The sequence below is a fragment of the Hydrogenophaga sp. genome (genome assembly GCF_051858985.1).
Taxonomy (GTDB): domain Bacteria; phylum Pseudomonadota; class Gammaproteobacteria; order Burkholderiales; family Burkholderiaceae_C; genus Hydrogenophaga.
Map to the genome: position 1 here is coordinate 811774 of NZ_JBHYGM010000002.1, position 18620 is coordinate 830393.

Consider the following 18620-nt stretch of genomic DNA (forward strand, 5'->3'; position numbering starts at 1 on the left):
CCTGTCGCGGGTTTGTCTGAGCCAGGCTGGATCAGACCTCCAACCACTCTTTCCGGGTGTATGGGTCTGCCCGCAGGCTCTCCGGCGTGCCCTGGAACACGATGCTGCCGTGGCCCATGACCAGTGCGCGGTCGGAGATGCTCATCGCGATGGTCAGCTTCTGCTCGATCAGCAGCACGGCCACGCCACGCGACTTGAGCTTCTGCAGGTACTCGCCAACCAGTTCCACGATCTTGGGTGCCAGGCCCTCGGTGGGCTCGTCGATGATGATGAGGTCCGGGTCGCCCATCAAGGTGCGGCACAGCGTGAGCATCTGCTGCTCGCCGCCGGAGAGCACACCCGCTTCGGTGTGCTGGCGCTCTTTCAGGCGCGGGAACATGGTGTACATGTCCTCGAAGCTCCAGCGAGAATCCTTGCCCTTGCCCTTCTGGCCCAGCATGAGGTTCTGGTGCACGGTGATCTTGGGAAAGATGTCGCGGTTCTCCGGCACATGGCCAATGCCGAGATGGGCGATCTCGAACGGCTTCTTGCCCAGGATCTCCTGGCCTTTCCAGCTCACATGGCCCGTGCCTTCGACCAGACCCATGATGGCCTTGGCCGTGGTGGAACGGCCCGATCCGTTGCGGCCGAGAAGTGCCACGATCTCGCCAGCACCCACCTGGAAGGTGACGCCATGCAGCACGTGGCTCTTGCCGTAGTAGGCGTGCAGGTTGTTGATGTCGAGCATGTCAGTGTCCCGCTGCGGCCTGTTCGGCCATGGTGCCCAGGTAGGCTTCCTGCACGCGCGCGTTGGCGCGCACGGCCTCGGGCGTGTCGAAGGCAATCACCTCGCCATAGACCACCACCGCGATGCGGTCGGCCAGGCCGAAGACCACACCCATGTCGTGCTCCACGGTCAGCAGGGTCTTGCCCACCGTCACCTCGCGGATCAGGTCGATGAAGCGGCTGGTCTCGCTCTTGCTCATGCCAGCGGTGGGCTCGTCCAGCAGGATCACGTGCGCCCCACCGGCGATGGTGATGCCGATCTCCAGCGCGCGCTGCTCGGCGTAGGTGAGGTTCATGGCCAGCACGTCGCGCTTGCGGTCCAGGCGGATCATTTCCATGAGTTCTTCGGCGCGCTGGTTGGCGTCGTCCAGATCGGCCAGGAACTTGAACAGCGTGTATTTGTAGCCCAGGCTCCAGAGCACACCGCAGCGCAGGTTCTCGAACACGCTGAGCTTGGGAAAGATGTTGGTGATCTGGAAGCTGCGAGACAGGCCGAGCCGGTTGATCTGGTAGGGCTTCAAGCCGTTGATGCGCTGGCCGGCGAGCAGCACGTCGCCGCTCGTGGGCTCGAAGCGGCCCGAGATCAGGTTGAACAGCGTGGACTTGCCCGCGCCGTTGGGCCCGATGATGGCCACGCGCTCGCCCGGGTTCACCACCAGGTTGGCACCCCGGATGATCTCGGTCTTGCCGAATCGCTTGCGCAGGTCGCGCAGCTCGAGCGCGGGCGTGCTGTTCTGGGTCACTTCGCTCATAGCGCCTCCCTGCGCTTGATTTCCTGTTCGATGTCCACCTGGATGTCGTGCCATTCACGCAGGAACTGCCGGCGGGCCACTTCGAACAGGCCCAGGCCGGTCAGCATGACGAACGCGGATCCGAACCAGCTCGTGGAACTGCGCGCATTCAGGGTGGCGCCCAGGAACTTGAGCTCGTCACCCAGCGCGGCGTTGAGCTGCAGGTGGTAGACCATCTCGATCATGGCGCCCGCGCCCACCAGCACCACCAGCGCCAGCAGACCCAGCGCCAGATAGCTGGTCCACACCCGTCGCAGCATGCCGAAGGCGGCCACGCGCACGTTCATCATGATGAGGCTGGCCACGCCGCCGGGTGCGTACATGACCATGAACAGGAACACGAGACCGAGGTACAGCAGCCAGGCCTTGGTGAACTCGGAGAGCAGCACGAACGCCAGCACCATCAGGATGCCGCCGATGATGGGACCGAAGAAGAACGTGGCCCCACCCAGGAAGGTGAACAGCAGGTACGCGCCCGAGCGCGCACCACCCACCACCTCGGCGGTGACGATCTCGAAGTTCAGCGCCGCCAGGCCGCCCGAGATACCGGCGAAGAATGCCGCGATGACAAACGCCAGATAGCGCACCACCTGCGTGTTGTAGCCCACGAATTCCACACGTTCCGGGTTGTCACGCACGGCGTTGAGCATGCGGCCCAGCGGCGTGCGCGTGAAGGCGTACATGAGTCCGGTGCAGACGAAGGTGTAGACCGCGATCAGGTAGTACAGCTGGATCTGCGGCCCGAAGGTGATGCCCATGGGGCGCGATCCCGTGACCCGGTTGCCCGCGATGCCGCCTTCGCCGCCGAAGAACTCGGGGAACATGAGCGACATGGCGTAGACCAGCTCGCCGATTCCCAGCGTGATCATGGCGAAAGGCGTGGCCGCCTTCTTGGTGGTGACCCATCCGAACACCAGCGCAAAGGCCACGCCGGCGAGCCCACCCACAATGGGAATCAGGCTCACGGGAATGGGCCACTGGCCGTCGCTCACGAGGTTGAGCGTGTGAATGGCGAGGAACGAACCCAGGCCCGAATACACCGCGTGCCCGAAGCTGAGCATGCCGCCCTGCCCCAGCAGCATGTTGTAGGAGAGGCAGACGATGATGGCAATACCCATCTGGCTGAGCATGGTCTGGCTCAGGCTGCTGGTGAACAGGAGCGGCGCGACCAGCAGCACCAGGGCATACAGGCCCCACACGATCCACCGGCCGACGTTGAAGGGCTTGAACTGGTAATGTTGTTGCGTTGCCATCTTCAGCCCTCCCGCGTTCCAAGCAGGCCCTTGGGCCGGAAGATCAGGATGAGCACGAGGAACACGTACGGCAGGATGGGCGCAATCTGGCTGATCTTGAGCTTCCACAGCGCCCAGCCGAAGGTCTCGGGTGTGAGCGTGACACCCACCACCTTCACCAGATCGACCAGCGCCTTGTCGATGCCCACGGCAAACGTCTGCACGATGCCGATCAGCAGCGAGGCCACGAACGCGCCTGAAAGCGAGCCCATGCCACCCACCACCACCACGACGAAGATCACCGATCCCACCGTGGCGGCCATGCCGGGCTCGGTGACGAAGGCGTTGCCCCCGATGACGCCCGCCAGCCCAGCGAGCGCCGCTCCGCCACCGAAGACCAGCATGAACACGCGCGGCACGTTGTGTCCGAGCGTCTCCACCGTCTCCGGATGCGTCAGCGCCGCCTGGATCACCAGGCCGATGCGGGTGCGCGTGAGCAGCAGCCAGATGGCGATCAGCATGAGCACGGCCACCAGCATCATGAAGCCGCGGTACATGGGGAACTGCGTGCCGTAGATGGTGAACAGCGGCCCGGAAAGTTCGGCCGGTACGCGGTAATCCACCGAGCTCGTGCCCCAGATGAGTTGCACCATCTCAAGAATGATGAAGCTCAGGCCGAAGGTGATGAGCAGTTCGGGCACATGGCCGAACTTGTGCACCCGGCGCAGGCAGTATTTCTCGAAGAAGGCGCCCAGCACGCCCACCAGCAGCGGCGCAATGAGCAGCGCGGGCCAGAAGCCGATGAATTCCGTGGTGCTGTAGGCAAAGTAGGCACCGAGCATGTAGAAGCTGGCGTGCGCGAAATTGAGCACGCCCATCATGCTGAAGATCAGCGTGAGCCCCGAGCTCAGCATGAACAGCAGAAGCCCGTAGCTCAGGCCGTTCAGCAGGAAGATGGTGAAGAATTCCATGAGGAGTGCAGGCGTTGGAAACAGAAAAGCCCGTTCACCTGGGGGTAAACGGGCTTTGACTCGCTAGGCCCGGAGGGTGGGGCAGCCAGGCCCTCAGGAAGGACGCTTCATCTGGCAGCTGGTGGGCGTGCTGGCCACGTACGGATCCATCTGCTTGACCGGGGCGAAGGTGTAGCCGGTGTTTTCGACGCTGTAGGGGTTCTTGGCGTCGACCTTCTGCCACTTGGTGACGTACATGGCCTGCTGCAGCTGGTGGTCGTTCTTGCGCATGGTCACCTCGCCCGCGAAACTCTTCACCGTCAGGCCTTCCATCGCAGCCGCGACCTGAACCGGATTGCTGGACTTGGCCTTGGCAATCGCGGCCCCCAGCAGGTTGATGCCGTTGTACGTGGCATAGGTGTAGTAGTCGTCGTTGAACTTCTTCTTGAAGTCCGCGGCCATCTTGCCGATCTCGCCGCTGTGGTTGGCGTGGCCATAGGCGATCACATAGACCTCGCCCTCGCCGCCTGCCGCCAGCGCCGTGGGCGTGCCGGTGACACCGGAGTAGTAGGTGTACATCGGCAGCTTCAGGCCAGCGTCGTTCAGTGCCTTCACGAACAGCGTGAGGTCGGCGCCCCAGTTGCCGGTGACGATGGTGTCGGCGCCGGATTGCTTGATCTTGGCCACGTAGGGCGCGAAGTCCTTCACCTGACCGATGGGGTGGAGGTCTTCACCCACGATCTTCACGTCCGGGCGCTTGCGGTTGATGCCTTCCTTGAAGTACTTGGCGACCTGCTGGCCGTGCGAGTAGTTCTGGTTGAGCAGGTAGACATTCTTGACCTTGGGCTGGTCCTTCATGAAGGTGGTCAGCGCTTCCATCTTCATGGTGGTGTCGGCGTCCAGCCGGAAATGCCAGTAGTCGCACTTCTCGTTGGTCATGGCCGGGTCCACCGCGGCGTAGTTCAGGTAGATGACTTCCTTGCCGGGGTTGCGTTCGTTGTGCTTGGACACGGCGTCCAGGATGGCCAGGCCAGCGCCCGAGCCGTTGCCCTGCGTGACGTAGCGGAAGCCCTGGTCGATCGCGGCCTTGAGGGTGTTCAGGCTTTCCTGGGGCGAGCCCTTGTTGTCGAAGCCGACCACCTGGAAATTCACGCCTGCGGGGTTCTTGGCACCCGAGAGCTGCTCGGCGGCGAACTGCCAGCTCTTGAGCTGGTTCTGGCCGACGTTGGCGAAGGGTCCCGACAGAGGATCCATGAACGCGATCTTGACGGTTTCTCCCTTTTGCGCGTGCGCGGCGAAAGCGCAGGCGATCAGGGATGCGGCGGTGAGGCTCTTGATGGCGAAGTGCATGTCTGTCTCCGTTGGGGGTTGGGGTCGACGCACAGCTTACAAGCCTGTTCTCCCGCACCACTCAGGGATAGCCCCTAGGGGCTATCGCGCGGGCGACTGCACCGTGCCGTTTGTCCGGTGCAGACCGTCCTCGACCGCTCAAACGCCGGGCAGCGAGTAGTCCTTGAGCTGCTGGCGCAGGATCATCTTCTGCATCTTGCCCGTGGCACCCAGCGGAATGGCGTCCACGAACACCACATCGTCGGGCACCTGCCACTTGGCGATCTTGCCGTCGTAGAAGGCCAGCAGCTCCTCGCGCGTCACCTCGGTGCCCGGCTTCCTCACCACCACCAAGATCGGACGCTCGTCCCACTTGGGGTGGCGCATGCCCACGCAGGCCGCCATGGCCACGGCCGGGTGCGCCATGGCGATGTTCTCCACGTCGATGGAACTGATCCATTCCCCGCCGGACTTGATCACGTCCTTGCTTCGGTCGGTGATCTGCATGAAGCCGTCGGCGTCGATGGTGGCCACGTCGCCGGTGGGAAACCAGCCATCGCGAAGCGGATCACCGCCTTCGCCCTTGAAGTAACTGGCGATGATCCAGGGGCCACGCACCAGCAGGTCGCCATAGGTCTTGCCGTCCCAAGGCAGTTCCTCCCCCGCTTCGTCCACGATCTTCATGTCCGCCCCGAAAATGGCGCGGCCCTGTTTGAGACGCACCTTGAGCTGTTCTTCGGGGGACAGCTCAAGCTGGGCGTTCTTCAATGTGCACACAGTGCCGAGCGGGGACATTTCCGTCATGCCCCAGGCGTGGAGCACCTCCACGCCGTACTGGTCGTTGAACGCCTTGATCATGGCCGGGGGGCAGGCCGAGCCGCCGATCACCGTGCGCTTCAAGGTGCTGAACTTCAGGCCGCCGGCCTGCAGGTGGCCCAGCAGCATCTGCCAGACCGTGGGAACGCCCGCGGCCATGGTGACTTTCTCGGCCTCGATCAGCTCATAGACCGACTTGCCATCGAGTGCCGGCCCGGGGAAGACCAGCTTGCAGCCCACGGCAGCGGCCGAATACGGCAGACCCCAGGCGTTGACGTGGAACATGGGCACCACGGGCAGCACGCTGTCGCGCGCCGAGAGGCACATGGCATCGGGCAGCGCTGCACCAAAGGCGTGCAGCAGCGTGGAGCGGTGGGAATACAGCGCGGCCTTGGGGTTGCCCGTGGTGCCGCTCGTGTAGCACATGCTGGACGCGCTGTTTTCGTCGAACGTCGGCCAGGTGCAGGTGTCGGGCTGGGCACCGATCCAGGCTTCGTAGCTCTGAAGGCCGGGGATGCCGCTGTCGGCCGGCAAGGCGTCGGCGTCGCACAGCGCCACCCAGTGCCGGATCGTGGGGCAGCGCGCGGCCACGGCCTTGACCAGCGGCAGGAAGCTCATGTCGAAGCACAGCGCACGGTCTTCGGCGTGGTTCACGATCCAGACCAGTTGGTCGGGGTGCAGGCGCGGGTTGAGCGTGTGCAGCACACGGCCCGTGCCGCTGACGCCGAAGTACAGCTCCAGGTGGCGGTAGCCGTTCCAGGCCAGCGTGGCCACGCGATCCCCCATGGGAAGACCCAGGCCGTCCAGCGCGTTGGCCACCTGGCGGGATCGGCGGGCCACTTCACGCCAGGTGCTGCGGTGGATGTCGCCTTCGACGCGACGCGAAACGATCTCGCCCGAGGCATGGTGGCGCTCGGCGTGGACGATCAGCGAAGAAATCAGCAGTGGTTGGCTCTGCATCTGGCCCAGCATCGGAATCTCCTGTGTGTTCTGGCAAGGTGAAAAAGGTCATGGGCATCATGCCGCAGTCGGCCCCCGCAGAACACGCGGGTTGGCCCGGATAGCCTGACCGCCAGTGGGTGCAAGTCGTCTCGGTGACAATGGTCCGCATGAGTCTGCCCGCCAGCGCCTGGTCCCACCGCTTCGCCGGCCTGGGGCCCACCTTCTTCACCGAGCTCCAACCCACGCCACTGCCCTCCCCCCACTGGGTCGGGCGCAGTGCGGCCGTGGCGCGCGAACTGGGACTGGACGCATCTTTCCTGGAGCAGACGGACACGCTGGAGGCGCTGGCCGGTAACGCGCCGCTGCCGGGCATGCGGCCACTGGCCAGCGTGTACAGCGGCCACCAGTTCGGTCACTGGGCGGGACAGCTGGGCGATGGCCGCGCCATCCTGCTTGGCGAACTCACAGGCCCGCACGGCGCGCTGGAGGTGCAGCTCAAAGGCGCAGGCCTCACGCCCTATTCGCGCATGGGCGACGGCCGCGCGGTGCTGCGCAGCTCGATCCGCGAATTCCTTTGCAGCGAAGCCATGCACGCGCTGGGCATTCCCACCAGCCGGGCGCTGTGTGTCATCGGCTCGCCGGCGCCGGTGCGCCGCGAAGAAATCGAGACGGCCGCAGTGGTCACGCGCGTGGCACCGAGCTTCATCCGCTTCGGGCATTTCGAACATTTCTCGCACACCGGGCAGCACGATGAACTTCGTACCCTGGCGGACTTCGTCATCGACCAGTTCTACCCCGCCTGCCGGGAACTGGACGGGAACCCATATTCGGCCTTGCTCGAGGTGGTGAGCGCGCGCACGGCCGAACTGGTGGCGCAGTGGCAGGCCGTGGGCTTCTGCCACGGCGTGATGAACACCGACAACATGAGCATCCTGGGCCTGACCATCGACTATGGTCCGTTCCAGTTCCTCGACGCCTTCAACCCTGGCCACGTCTGCAACCACTCCGACACCGGCGGCCGCTACGCCTACAACCGCCAGCCCAACATCGCCTACTGGAACCTGTTCGCCCTGGCGCAGGCCCTGCTGCCCCTGATGGACGACCAGCAGCAGGCGATGGACGCGCTGGAGCCGTACAAGGCGCTGATGCCGGCCGCGCTGCAGCGCCGCATGAACGCCAAGCTGGGCCTGGTCGATGTGCAAGATGGCGACTCGACCCTGACCGAGGACCTGATGAAACTGATGGCGCAGGACGCGGTGGATTTCACCATCTTCTGGCGGCGCCTCAGCCATGCAGCCGCCGGGCCCCTGGAGCCTGTGCGCGACCTGTTCCTGCAACGCGAAGCGTTCGATGCCTGGACAGTGCGCTGGCGTGAGCGTTTGCAGGCGCGTCCCGGCTTCGACGCCGACACCACCCGGGCGCAGATGCTGCGCATCAATCCACACGTGGTGCTGCGCAACCACCTGGGCGAGCTGGCCATCCAGCGGGCCAAGGCGGGCGACTTCAGCGAACTGGCGCGGTTGCAGAATGCGCTGGAGCACCCATATGAAGAACTGCCCGGCCAGGAAGACCTGGCCGGATTCCCGCCCGAGTGGGCCGGACAGATCGAGATCAGCTGTTCATCGTGACCTCACCCATCAGGAGACCCGCATGACCTTTCCCGTCCAGAAGTCCGAAGCCGAATGGCGCGATCTGCTTGCGAGCAAGGGTGCCGAGCCCCGCGCCTTCGAGGTGACGCGCCACGCCGCCACCGAGCGACCCTACAGCGGCAAGTACGAACAGGTCTGGGCCGACGGCAGCTACCACTGCATCTGTTGCGGCAACACCCTGTTCGACGCCAGCACCAAGTTCGACGCCGGCTGCGGCTGGCCCAGCTTCTCGCAGGCCGTGCCCGGTGCGATCACCGAGATCACCGACCGCAGCCACGGCATGGTGCGCGTGGAAACCGTGTGCAGCCAGTGCGGCGCCCACCTGGGCCATGTGTTCCCGGACGGTCCCACGCCCACGGGCCTGCGCTACTGCATGAATTCCGCCTCGCTGGAACACCAGCCCACCAAGGACACGCCATGAAAGCCCAGAACATCCTGCAGACCATCGGAGGCACGCCGCACATCCGCATCCAGCGCCTGTTCGGCAACGCCACACAGCAGGTCTGGATCAAGTCCGAGCGCAGCAACCCGGGCGGCTCGATCAAGGACCGCATCGCCCTGGCGATGGTGGAAGACGCGGAAAAATCCGGTGCGCTCCAACCGGGCGGCACCATCGTCGAGCCGACCTCGGGCAACACCGGCATCGGCCTGGCCATGGTGGCTGCCGTCAAGGGCTACAAACTGGTGCTGGTCATGCCCGACAGCATGTCGATCGAGCGCCGCCGGCTCATGCTGGCCTACGGCGCCAGCTTCGACCTGACCCCGCGTGAAAAGGGCATGAAAGGCTCGATCGCACGGGCAGAAGAAATCGTGGCCAGCACGCCCGGCGCCTGGATGCCGCAGCAGTTCAACAACCCGGCCAATGTGGACGTGCACGTGCGCACCACGGCCGAGGAAATCGCCGCCGACTTTCCCGATGGCGTCGACGCCATCATCACGGGCGTGGGTACCGGGGGTCACATCACCGGCGTGGCACGGGTCCTCAAGGCGCGCTGGCCCGGGCTGAAAGTGTTCGCCGTCGAGCCCGCGGCCTCGCCCGTCATCTCCGGAGGTGCGCCCTCGCCCCACCCCATCCAGGGCATCGGCGCCGGTTTCATCCCCAACAACCTCGACAAGAGCCTGCTCGACGGCGTGATCCAGGTCGACGCCGAGCCCGCGCGCGAGATGGCGCGCCGCTGCGCGCGCGAGGAAGGCATGCTGGTTGGTATCTCTTCGGGCGCCACGCTGGCCGCCATCGCGCAGAAGCTGCCCGAGCTCGCCCCGGACGCCGTGGTGCTGGGCTTCAACTACGACACCGGTGAACGGTATCTCTCCGTCGAGGGCTTCCTGCCCGCCTGATGCCATGAAAGAACTGCAAGACATCCAACTCTCCATGCTCGATCTGGTCGCCGTGCGCGAGGGCGGCAGCGTCGCCGACGCCCTGGCCGTGGCACTGCGCACCGCGCAACACGCCGAATCGCTGGGCTTCACGCGCTACTGGCTCGCCGAGCACCACAACATGAGCGGCATCGCCTGCTCGGCCACTGCCGTGCTGGTGGGGCACATCGCCGGTGGGACGAAAACCATGCGCGTGGGTTCGGGCGGCGTCATGCTGCCCAACCACGCGCCGCTGGTGGTGGCCGAAGCCTTCGGCACGCTGGCCGAGCTCTATCCCGGCCGCATCGACCTGGGCCTGGGTCGCGCCCCTGGCACCGACCCGCACACCATGCGCGCACTGCGCCGCGACCGCGTGGAGACCGAGGCCGATTTTCCGCGCGACGTGGCCGAACTGCAGCAACTGCTGCGCCCGGCCCAACCCGGACAACGCCTGATCGCCACCCCCGGCGCCGGCACCAACGTGCCGATCTGGTTGCTCGGGTCCAGCCTTTTCTCGGCGCGCCTGGCGGCCGAACGCGGCCTCCCCTATGCCTTTGCCTCGCATTTCGCGCCGCGTTTGCTGCTGCAGGCGCTGGACGTGTACCGGAGCCATTTCCAGCCGTCGGCCTCGCTCGAGAAGCCGTACGCCATCGTCGGCGTGCCTCTGATTGCCGCGCCCACCGACGCGGAAGCCGAGTTCCTCGCCAGCAGCACCTACCAGCGCGTGCTGGGCATCCTCACGGGGCGGCGTGGCCTGCTGCCGCCGCCCGTGGAGAACTTCATGGAGCGCCTGCATCCGCAGGAACGCGCGGGCATCGCCGACTTCCTGGCCATGGCCGTGATCGGCGGCCCACAGACCGTGCGCGAAGGTCTGAATGCGCTGGCCGAAGCCACCGAGGCGGACGAGTTCATGATCGTCAGCGACCTCTACGACCCGGCGCTGCGGTTGCGCTCGCTCACCCTCACCGCTGAAGCGATGGCCAGCCAGCCCACGCCCGAACTGGCCTGACGCGTCACTGTCGGATCATCTGCATGATCTGACCCGCATCCAGCGTGGCGGCCTTCTGCTGGATCTGCGGCAGGTACTGTGTCTGCATCTGCTTGGCCGGACCCAGCAGGCCCTGGAAGCTCTGCTTGAGCAGATCGGTGCTCATGACCCGGCCACCGGCGTAGTAGCGCTTGGCCACCTGCCCGAGCGCGTAGGTGGTGGCAAACGAAAACGCCATGCCGGTGGCTGCGCGTCCGATGCCCCCCACGGTGCGCCCAGCCGCCTTGCCCAGCAGGCCGCCCAGCAGCTTGCGGCCGAACTGTTCCAGGTACTGCGAAGTCAGGCCCACGCCCACAGCCGCGATGAATTCGCGAATGTGGCCCTGGTCCAGCTCCACACCGTGCGCCTTGCCAATGGCATAGACCATCTTCACCTGCAGCGGGATGATGGCCATGGACGCCCATGACTGGGGAAGCAGTTCGAGCGCGCCATTGAGCAGCGCGTAGTTGAGGATCGATTTGTCGAGTTCAGCGTCGAGTGCAGGCGTGGGCGCCGCCATGGCCACAGCGGCAGCCGCCGCGGGCGCATGGCGTGGCACAGCCACTTCAGCGGCGTCCACCACGGCATCGGCCTCGCGCTCGAACGCGGCGGTTTCGGCCGCACCGAGACTCAGGCGTGACTTGAGGTCGGCGAGAAAACTGCTTTCCGCCGGACTCTGCCGGCCGTCTGCATCGCACACGCACACCGCCATTTCGTAGGCCAGCTGGCGCTGTCCCGCTTCCTGCAGGCCTGCCACGGCGTCATGGAGCGACACGCGCTTGAGCAGCACATCCTGGTAGAGCCGGGTCAGGCCCGCTCCGCCGGCCTCGTGGCCGAGCGTGTCGGCCAACTGCCGGATCGACTCGCGCTCGGCGTCGGCCTTGTTGCCATCGGCAAAAGCGGCCAGCAAGGCGATGGAGAGGATGGATTGTTGTTCCTGAGGGGACATGTCGGAGGCGTTCCTTGAATGGGTTGATCGATGCGCTCGGGTCGATTGAAGGAGTCTGCACCAGGCCGGGGAGTTCCAGGCCAAGCCCCGCTTAAGTCGGCGCCCGCGCCCAAGCCCGATAATCCGTGGATGCGTTTCCTCATCGACTTCTTTCCCATCGCGCTGTTCGTGGCGGCCTACAAGATGGCCGACATCTACACCGCCACCGGCGTGCTGATGGCCGCCACCGTCGTGCAGACAGGCCTGATCTACGCCATTGACCGGCGCTTGCAAACCTTGCACAAAGTCACATTGGCGCTCGTGCTGGTGTTCGGCGCCCTCACCCTCTTCCTTCAGGACGAGCGCTTCATCAAATGGAAGCCCACGGTGCTGTACGCCAGCATGGCCATCGTGCTGGGGGCTGCGCTGTGGATCTGGAAGAAGAACTTCCTGCAGCTTCTGCTGGGCAGCCAGCTCAAGCTGCCAGAGCCCATCTGGGCACGGCTCACCGTGGCCTGGATCGCCTATTTCCTCTTCATGGCAGCGATCAACGGCTACGTGGCCGCCTATTTCTCCACCGAGTTCTGGGTGGACTTCAAGCTCTGGGGCTACATCTTCCCGGTCGTCTTCATCCTTGGGCAGGGCCTGTACATCTCGCGCTACCTCAAGGACGACGCGGTGGAGAAATCATGAGCGAAGCCACCGTGCCCACCGCATCGGCCATCGAGTCGCGGCTGCGTGAAGTGCTCTCGCCCACCCAACTCGAAGTCCTGGACGAAAGTGCCGCGCACGCGGGTCATTCCGGGGCCAACGGGCTCGGTTTCGGTACCCACTTCCGGGTGCGCATCGGTGGGCCTGCGTTCGTCGGCCAGAGCCGCGTGGCGCAACATCGCCTTGTGTATGATGCGCTGCAAAAATTCACCGACGCGGGCCTTCATGCCCTGGCGATCGAGATCAAGGCCTGAAAGCCCGGATCGCCAGGCGCTACGTTCTGATACCAGTTTGCTGAACCCCACCGCGCAGGACAGCTCCAACCTTTTTTCACCTGAGGAACACCATGAAATTCTCCTTCTCGGCCCTGACTGCGGCCGTGCTGATCACGACCGCCACGCTGGCATCGGCCCAGAACGTGGCCATCGTCAACGGCAAGCCCGTGCCGGTCGAGCGCCTGAACGTGCTGGCAGAGCAGATTGCGGCATCCGGTCGGCCGGTGGACGATTCGATTCGCGCCCAGCTCAAGGAAGAAGTGGTGCTGCGCGAGGTCTTCATGCAGGAAGCGCAGAAACGCGGCGTGGCCTCCAGTCCGGAATTCAAGAACCAGATGGCCCTTGCCCGCGAGACCATCATGATTCGCGCCCTGTTTGCTGATTTCCAGAAGAAGAACCCGGTCACCGACGCCGATCTCAAGGCCGAATACGACCAGCTCGTGGCCGCCAACAGCGGCAAGGAATACCGCGCCCGCCACATCCTGGTCGAGAAGGAAGACGAGGCCAAGGCCATCATCAAGTCGCTCAAGGGTGGTGCGAAGTTCGAGGACATTGCCAAGAAGCAGTCGAAGGACGCAGGCTCTGGCGCCAACGGCGGCGATCTCGACTGGGCGGCGGCAGCGAGCTACGTGCCCGAGTTTTCCGAAGCCATGGTCAAGCTCGAGAAAGGCCAGATGACCCAGGAGCCGGTGAAGAGCCAGTTCGGCTGGCACGTGATCCGCGTCGACGATGTCCGCCAGGCCGAGATGCCCAAGTTCGACGACGTCAAGCCGCAGATTGCCCAGCAGATGCAACAGCAGAAGCTGCAGGAGTTCCAGAAGGGCCTGCGCGACAAGGCCAAGATTCAGTAAAGCCAGCGGGCTCGATAGAAAGCGCGGTTCGGCCGCGCTTTTTTTTCGTCACAGCACGCGCGTGGCCAACCAGATCAAGCCCATCAGCACAGGCTGGTGCAGCAGGTAGTACGACAGGCTCCATCGGCCCAGGGTGACGAGGCTGCGCCGCGCGCCAGTGGCCGCCCCATCACCCACGCCCCGCCAACAGGGGCGATGCTGAAGCATCCACTGCCCGGCTGCCATGCCCCACCACACCACGCCCAGCCAGGGCAGCAGGGGCACGTAGTCTTCCGTGATGGGCTTTCGGCTGATGAACCCCAGCCAGTTCAGCCAGCGGGCATTGAAGATGTCGAGCGTGGGCCAGGCCGCCATGGCCGCCGGGGCGACAAGGGGAAGCGCGATCAGCAGCGCTCCCAGCGGCCAGCGCCATGCGCCCCAGCCTGCCGTGACGCGGGCGAGGATCAGCATGACGGCGATGCCGTGGAGCACGCCGAAATAGATGAAGCTCTTCGGGAACACCAGCAGCGAACCGGCCGTGACGAGCAGCGCCGCACCCGCCACCTGCAGCCAGCGCCGCCAGAAGCGCGCCAAGGGCTGGCCCTGGTGCAAGGCCACGGCCTGCGAGAGCCCGGCCGTGAAGAGAAACAGGCTCACGATGGCCGTGCGCTGCCAGGTCCAGAACGGGTCGCGGTAGAAGTCCTGCTGGATGAGGCCGAAGAAATCCAGGTCAAAGCAGAAGTGATAGGCCGTCATCCACAGCATGGCCGCCGCACGCAGCAGGTCGATGCGGTCCAGTCGCTGGGTCATGCTGTCAGGCGCTGGCCTGGTGGATGTTCAGCAGGAGCTCGGCCAGGGCCTTCGGTTCACTCACCATGGGGTCGTGCCCGGTGGCCATTTCCAGAACCTGCCAGCGAGGTTCGCTGCGCACACGTTGACGCGAAGGCGCAATGGTGGCCAGCGCGGGCGACGTGCAATCGATGAACGTGCGCGGCACCTCGGCCACGCGCGCGCCGTCGAAATCCAGCGGCTGCTGGTACAGGCGAAAGGGCTGGGGGGTCTGGCGCCGGTTCACCCAGTCCCTGTCAGCGCCGGACAGGCCGAAGATGGCGGCATCCGGCGGTGGAAAGCTCAGTCCGCCACTGGGCCTGGATGCGTCGATGCGCGCCTGCTTCGTCTCGGCGGAGTGGTGGCTGCTCCAGCTCTCACCCGGATACGGCAGCGCGGCATCGAGGTAGACCAGGTGGGTCAGGTTGCCGGGCTTCTCATGCAGCAATCGATCGGCCGCGCCGGTGACGACCATGCCTGCGTAGCTGTGCCCCACGAGCACCACGCGTTGCAACTCCTCGGCTTCGATCAGACCCATCACGTCCTGGATGTGGGTGTGCAGGTCGATGTCGGGCGACAAGAGGTGCGCGCGCTCGCCCAGACCGGTGAGCGTGACGGCATGCGCGGGTACATCACTGGCGCGCAGCAGCGGTAGCACGCGCTGCCAGCACCAGGCGCCATGCCAGGCACCGTGCACGAGCACGAAAGCGGTTTTGCGGGCCGATGTTTCAAGGGTCAAGGCGTTGCTCCGGTGGTTCAGGTGATCTGACGGATTCTGCCGGCAACAGGGTGTGTGGTGCCAGCAGGTCGCCGTGTCCCAGTGTTTCGGCCGCTGCCTGACTGGCCTGTGCGATCGCCTGCGCCGCCTGGTTGACGCCGTAGTCCTGCGCGGGCCCGGGATTTTCGGAAGCGCCATGCCCCTGCTGCTGCTCCCGCAGGAACCAGGCGCTCGCGGCGCCGATGAGGGCATGGCGAGTCACGCGGTCGTACAGAGCCAGCGTGGCAGCCACCAGGTCGTGGTGAGCTCTTCGATCGTCCTGGGCGATGCGCAGGTTGTTGATGTAGCGCGCCAGGTTGGAGGCCCGCGCGGCGACGCCCACGAGTTCCACGGTGCGATCGGTGATCGCCTTGGCGTGAAGTGCGGCGAATGGGCCGGGGTTGGCCCAGATGTTGGCGTCGAGCGCGGATGCGGTCTGCACCAGCTTGGCCCAGTTTTTCATGGCCGAGTACATGCCGTTGGAAAAACTCCAGATGCCTTCGGACAGGTTCCAGTGGTTCAGGGAATATGCCACCTCCGACTGCACCCGATGGTCCTGAATGGCCTTGCTCATGGCCGCTGCGGCCAGATGCGCGTTGAACTGGCCCCGACCGGCGACGGCCACCATGGGGCCGCATCCCAGGTGGTCGGAGACCTGCGCTGCGCTCACGGCGATGCCGCGGAGCGTCTGTGTCGAGCGGGAGTCGTCCGTGGATTCGTCGGGGATTGCCTCAAACGTGTAGGCGCTCTTTCCCTCTTCCACCCTGCCGGCAAGCGTCTCGCACAGATCCAGCATGCCGTCGTAGCTGGAGGCCATCAGATCCCTCAAGGCCATGGGAACGGCACGCGGGTCGCCGCCGGGCGCAATGGTGCGGTCGTTCACCAGGGCCAGAAAGCGGCCCTCTGCGGCAGCGATGGCAGGGTCGACGGTGAAGCGGATGCGTGCTGCGCGCACCTCGGGCATGCCCAGCGTCCTGAAGGGCAGATGGCCGGTGGTCGGGCGACCGGCGCACGACTCCACGCCGTCCGTGCCCGTCGCTGGACAGGGAAAGCGCTGATGGACGGCCACGAACGCCAGCACCGCCGATTCGGCCCGCTGGAGTTGCGCGTGCACCCGCTTCTGGTCCTCGCGGTGGCGGTCAACGCCGACGGCCTGCCACAGCACGGTGACCGCCACACCCATGACGGCCATGGCCACCGCAGCTTCCACCAGCGACAGCCCTCGTTGTCGCCGCCCGCTGCAGACCCTGCGGAACCTCATGGCATCAGTCCCTTGACCTGCAAAGCGTCGACGCGCTGCAAACGGCTTTCGAATGCTGCATTCCGCTGGTCCGCGCGCTTGTGGGCCATTTCGCGGCGGTCCATCGCCTCGTCCAGGGTTTGCTGGGCGTGCTGCGCGCGCTCAAGGGAGTAGTCGATGAGAGCCGTCCAGCGCGCCGCCTCGAACGCGAATCCCGCCACGTTGGCGGCCACGTGGAAGGCGCCCAGCGGTGTCGTCGCCCCGGTGAGCTTGGTGGCCACCAGGTTCCAGGTGGCCACCCCGAACCTGGCCATGGCGTTGGCCACGCGCCACTGGTGGTTGCGCAGGGAGTCCTCTGCCTCCCGCACGGCCAGTTCGCGCAGCAACATGTCCAGGCGGGCCAGTTCGGCCAGATCGGAGGCCAGCACGGCCGCCTTCACCCCGGTGGCCAGGCGTGCAAAAGCCGGGGCACAACCCAGGCGGTGCACCAGCTCAAGGTACCCGCTGGCGCGCGTTGGCGTGGCGTCGCTGGCCGCCTGCCCTTGCTGCAGGCGCAGCGCCAGCCGATGCGTCTGCCCCTTGGCAAAGGCCGCCTGTTCGCGCTGGACCACCAGCAGGCACAGGTCCAGGCCGTTGATGCGGGTGCGCGCCTTCACGCCATCGCCCAGCAGTTCCACGGGATCGGCCCGGTAGATGGCAACGGGCCCCGCCGCCAGTGACCGGTCCACCACGTAGCGGATGCTTCGCGGGGGTTCGGTCCCCAGCACCTCCACCGGCAGCCAGCCTTCCCAGTGTTCCGGTCCGAGCGAAGACGGCATCGCATCGTCCGGCAAGGGCAGACGGTGATCGCGCAGGGCCATGCCATGCAGGGCGTCTTCGGCGCGCTGCAGCGTGTCGCGGACCTGTTCGCCACGGCGCTTGTCCTCGACCAGGGCCAGCGTCTTCCACAAGCCCGTGGACATCAGCCCGAGGATGGCCAGCACCACCACCGCTTCGAGCAGGCTCCATCCCGCCTGGCGCCTCCTGGGTGCTGCACTCATGGCTCGACCGAGGGCCAGGAAATCGGAACGGGCAGGCGGGCCGCCATGCCGGCCTGTTGCGCCGCCACCAGCATCCCCGCTGCGCCCTGCCAGACGGGCTGTTCGATGGCGCTGCTCGACATCTTCTTGAACGCGTGGAGCTGCCCGGCGCGAATGGCCAGGGTGCCGGCATTGCGTGCAGCGTCGATGGCCGACAGCGCGACGCCGCTCAAGGCCTTGGCCATGCCGCCCGTATGCACTGGCACGAAACCCCACAGGGCAGGGTTCGCCGAGGCAATGGCCTTCATGGCTGCGTTGTTCGTCAGGTTGTAGGCGCCGTTGGCCAGATCGGCCATGGCGTCCACCAGGTAGAACCCGTCGGAAACCACGCTCAAGGTCGTGATCTGCGCATTGGTGTCGCCCCGCTCGATGTTGGCCTGCTGCACGTCGGTGGCCGCATCGACCCACGTGGAGGCCACCGCCAGGGCGTCGAGTGATGCGCTGGTGTCTTCACAGCGGGTCGACTCCAGGACCTCTGCAGGCGAGCGCAATGAAACGATGTCCTGATAGACGTGGTCGACGGTGCGCGTGGGAGACTCCAGCGACGCCAGCTGGAAGTCTGCATTGATGCCGGAGGCCGAATCCGGCGCGCCCGGCGCCCCGACCGCGATGCCGTAGGCCATGCCGCCCGCCGCTGCAGCACTTTCAAGTCGTGTGCACGCGTCCATGGTGCTTTCGATGCCAGGCGGATAAGCCGCCGGACGTTCGCCAGGGGAGAACACCGGCTGGTAGAGCGCGCCGAGGGCCGTCAGATCGGCAACGGCACCCGCTGCACCGCCCCGGTTCACCACATAGCGCATGGCCATGCTGCCGTGCACGGGAGGCAGTCGCGTGCCCGCCGTGGACATGAGGCTGGCCACCGGGAGCCAACCTTTGCCGCCACCACCCGCGCACACCTCGGTGCCACCGCGCGTGGCAGCCGGGCACGGCAGGCGCCCCTGCACGGTGAGGAAGGTCTGCACCGCCTGGTGCGCCCACCGCATGGCCTGGTGCTGCTCCAGGGCGCGCGACTGTGTGTTTTTCGTTTGCTGGAGCAGGAAGCTTCCCAGGGCGGCACCAGCGACCGCCACCGCCAGCAGCGCCATGGCGATGGCGGCCACGCCGCGCTGTTGTCT

The 18620-nt window shown here is 65.8% G+C and carries 19 protein-coding genes; 7 read left to right on the forward strand and 12 right to left on the reverse strand.

Annotated elements, in window-relative coordinates:
* Positions 1-31: 31 nt before the first annotated feature.
* The 6 genes from ACTIEY_RS10265 to ACTIEY_RS10290 form a co-directional block, all read right to left on the reverse strand.
* Entirely contained in the window at positions 32-727 is a 696-nt protein-coding gene (locus tag ACTIEY_RS10265; RefSeq protein WP_439519003.1) for an ABC transporter ATP-binding protein, read from the reverse strand.
* A 1-nt stretch (position 728) separates the two neighbouring features.
* A complete protein-coding gene (locus ACTIEY_RS10270) occupies positions 729-1517 on the reverse strand; it encodes an ABC transporter ATP-binding protein (RefSeq protein ID WP_439519004.1) in 789 nt (262 codons plus the stop codon).
* Positions 1514-2809 (reverse strand): branched-chain amino acid ABC transporter permease, encoded by a 1296-nt coding sequence (locus ACTIEY_RS10275; protein WP_439519005.1) that lies wholly within the window; start codon positions 2807-2809, stop codon positions 1514-1516. Before ACTIEY_RS10275 ends, ACTIEY_RS10270 begins: the two co-directional genes overlap by 4 nt.
* A gap of 2 nt (positions 2810-2811) precedes the next feature.
* Positions 2812-3759 (reverse strand): branched-chain amino acid ABC transporter permease, encoded by a 948-nt coding sequence (locus ACTIEY_RS10280; protein ID WP_439519006.1) that lies wholly within the window; start codon positions 3757-3759, stop codon positions 2812-2814.
* Positions 3760-3852: 93 nt separating this feature from the next.
* Positions 3853-5088 carry a branched-chain amino acid ABC transporter substrate-binding protein gene (locus tag ACTIEY_RS10285; RefSeq protein ID WP_439519007.1) on the reverse strand — a complete coding sequence of 412 codons (1236 nt, stop codon included), beginning with the start codon at positions 5086-5088 and terminating at the stop codon, positions 3853-3855.
* 138 nt (positions 5089-5226) lie between these two features.
* Positions 5227-6855 carry a 3-(methylthio)propionyl-CoA ligase gene (locus tag ACTIEY_RS10290; RefSeq protein ID WP_439519008.1) on the reverse strand — a complete coding sequence of 543 codons (1629 nt, stop codon included), beginning with the start codon at positions 6853-6855 and terminating at the stop codon, positions 5227-5229.
* A gap of 137 nt (positions 6856-6992) precedes the next feature.
* On the opposite strand from ACTIEY_RS10290, the gene ACTIEY_RS10295 reads away from it, so the two are divergent.
* From ACTIEY_RS10295 to ACTIEY_RS10310, 4 genes are read left to right on the forward strand one after another with little or no spacing between them, the layout of a single operon-like run.
* Positions 6993-8453 carry a protein adenylyltransferase SelO gene (locus tag ACTIEY_RS10295; protein WP_439519009.1) on the forward strand — a complete coding sequence of 487 codons (1461 nt, stop codon included), beginning with the start codon at positions 6993-6995 and terminating at the stop codon, positions 8451-8453.
* Between the two features lie 22 nt (positions 8454-8475).
* Positions 8476-8895: a peptide-methionine (R)-S-oxide reductase MsrB gene (gene msrB, locus ACTIEY_RS10300; RefSeq protein WP_439519010.1), complete on the forward strand. Its 420-nt coding sequence runs from the start codon at positions 8476-8478 to the stop codon at positions 8893-8895.
* A complete protein-coding gene (cysK, locus tag ACTIEY_RS10305; protein WP_439519011.1) occupies positions 8892-9812 on the forward strand; it encodes a cysteine synthase A in 921 nt (306 codons plus the stop codon). Before msrB ends, cysK begins: the two co-directional genes overlap by 4 nt.
* Positions 9813-9816: 4 nt before the next feature.
* The gene (locus ACTIEY_RS10310; RefSeq protein ID WP_439519012.1) at positions 9817-10839 is read left to right on the forward strand and encodes an LLM class flavin-dependent oxidoreductase; all 1023 of its coding nucleotides are present in this window, start codon (positions 9817-9819) and stop codon (positions 10837-10839) included.
* A 4-nt stretch (positions 10840-10843) separates the two neighbouring features.
* Here the strand turns inward: ACTIEY_RS10310 and ACTIEY_RS10315 are convergent, their stop codons facing one another.
* Positions 10844-11890 (reverse strand): DUF533 domain-containing protein, encoded by a 1047-nt coding sequence (locus ACTIEY_RS10315; RefSeq protein ID WP_439519013.1) that lies wholly within the window; start codon positions 11888-11890, stop codon positions 10844-10846.
* Positions 11891-11935: 45 nt separating this feature from the next.
* Here ACTIEY_RS10315 and ACTIEY_RS10320 point away from each other — a divergent pair, with 45 nt between their 5' ends.
* The 3 genes from ACTIEY_RS10320 (at position 11936) to ACTIEY_RS10330 (ending at position 13622) form a co-directional block, all read left to right on the forward strand.
* The gene (locus tag ACTIEY_RS10320; protein ID WP_439519014.1) at positions 11936-12478 is read left to right on the forward strand and encodes a septation protein A; all 543 of its coding nucleotides are present in this window, start codon (positions 11936-11938) and stop codon (positions 12476-12478) included.
* Positions 12475-12750 (forward strand): BolA family protein, encoded by a 276-nt coding sequence (locus ACTIEY_RS10325; RefSeq protein ID WP_439519015.1) that lies wholly within the window; start codon positions 12475-12477, stop codon positions 12748-12750. Before ACTIEY_RS10320 ends, ACTIEY_RS10325 begins: the two co-directional genes overlap by 4 nt.
* Before the next feature lie 92 nt (positions 12751-12842).
* Positions 12843-13622, forward strand: a complete 780-nt coding sequence (locus tag ACTIEY_RS10330) for a peptidylprolyl isomerase (RefSeq protein WP_439519016.1) — start codon at positions 12843-12845, stop codon at positions 13620-13622.
* A gap of 48 nt (positions 13623-13670) precedes the next feature.
* Here the strand turns inward: ACTIEY_RS10330 and ACTIEY_RS10335 are convergent, their stop codons facing one another.
* From ACTIEY_RS10335 to ACTIEY_RS10355, 5 genes are read right to left on the reverse strand one after another with little or no spacing between them, the layout of a single operon-like run.
* A complete protein-coding gene (locus tag ACTIEY_RS10335; protein WP_439519017.1) occupies positions 13671-14411 on the reverse strand; it encodes a heparan-alpha-glucosaminide N-acetyltransferase in 741 nt (246 codons plus the stop codon).
* A gap of 4 nt (positions 14412-14415) precedes the next feature.
* Positions 14416-15168: an alpha/beta fold hydrolase gene (locus ACTIEY_RS10340; RefSeq protein WP_439519018.1), complete on the reverse strand. Its 753-nt coding sequence runs from the start codon at positions 15166-15168 to the stop codon at positions 14416-14418.
* Complete coding sequence (locus ACTIEY_RS10345; protein WP_439519019.1) at positions 15158-16447, reverse strand: type II secretion system protein; 1290 nt, start codon at positions 16445-16447, stop codon at positions 15158-15160. The genes ACTIEY_RS10340 and ACTIEY_RS10345 overlap by 11 nt, the downstream gene beginning before the upstream one ends.
* Positions 16444-17466 carry a type II secretion system protein gene (locus ACTIEY_RS10350; protein WP_439519020.1) on the reverse strand — a complete coding sequence of 341 codons (1023 nt, stop codon included), beginning with the start codon at positions 17464-17466 and terminating at the stop codon, positions 16444-16446. Before ACTIEY_RS10350 ends, ACTIEY_RS10345 begins: the two co-directional genes overlap by 4 nt.
* A complete protein-coding gene (locus tag ACTIEY_RS10355; protein ID WP_439519021.1) occupies positions 17463-18605 on the reverse strand; it encodes a hypothetical protein in 1143 nt (380 codons plus the stop codon). Before ACTIEY_RS10355 ends, ACTIEY_RS10350 begins: the two co-directional genes overlap by 4 nt.
* Positions 18606-18620 lie beyond the last annotated feature (15 nt).